This is a genomic window from Bacteroides mediterraneensis (genome assembly GCF_900128455.1).
In the GTDB taxonomy this organism is placed as follows: domain Bacteria; phylum Bacteroidota; class Bacteroidia; order Bacteroidales; family Bacteroidaceae; genus Phocaeicola; species Phocaeicola mediterraneensis.
Genome location: NZ_LT635785.1, coordinates 1 through 805, shown reverse-complemented (window position 1 = coordinate 805; position 805 = coordinate 1). Strand labels below are relative to the sequence as shown.

Below are 805 nucleotides of genomic sequence, written 5' to 3'. Positions count from 1 at the left end.
ACCGAACAGACCGGATAGGCCAAAAGGTACAGGCTTTCCGGATACATTTCCTTCCAACCGATGTCTTCGGTATATTCGTAATCGAAACGCTTCCTGTAAACACGTCTATAATCGTAAACAAGAAAGGTGTATGCCAGCAGATTACAGGAAAGTACCGCAAAACGGTATATGGAAGAATCCAACAGACCGGCAACGTATGGCAGCCACAGAAGTGGTATCAGGCAAAGAGCGGCTGCGACTTTCCATATATTGAACCCGGTAAGGCGGTCGGCATACTCAAACGGATCGTTGTATTCCTGACGCAGGAACAGGATGCACGACACCTGGCAGGCAGGAAGAACAAGGGCAAGGCTGTCGAACCACTGCCCCGGTGTCACCGTCCGGGACAAAGACTTGTCCAGCAAGGTAAGTAGTGACATCGCTCCCACAAACATCGTCAGGACGGAGAAGAATATATGTATGCCGCGTGCCGGATAGTCATAGCGGAACGGACGTTCCATGTAGTCCACGTCAGGACGCATCCATCGGGGCATCCATGAAGTATTGCTGTAATCGAGCGTAAACGGAAACGCTGCCAGTCCGCCCAGCAACAGGAATATACTTGCTATAATGGTTATTTCGGTATTCATACGACTTTTGTTTTAATGGGTTAAACGGGGCATACGAATACGGAAAAGGGCGGAAAGCTCCCGTAAAAAGGAGTTTCCACCCTTGCATGTATTGATGATAATAAGTATATTAACGCGCGAAGATACGCCGGTCGCAATGTGTGTGTGTGTGTGTGTGTGTGTGTGTGTGTGTGTGT

At 48.9% G+C, this 805-nt stretch carries 1 protein-coding gene; it reads right to left on the bottom strand.

Annotation, left to right across the window (positions count from 1 at the left end):
• On the bottom strand, positions 1–629 hold a 629-nt coding region (locus BQ7480_RS17305), incomplete at its 3' end, for a hypothetical protein (RefSeq protein WP_072544112.1).
• Positions 630–805 lie beyond the last annotated feature (176 nt).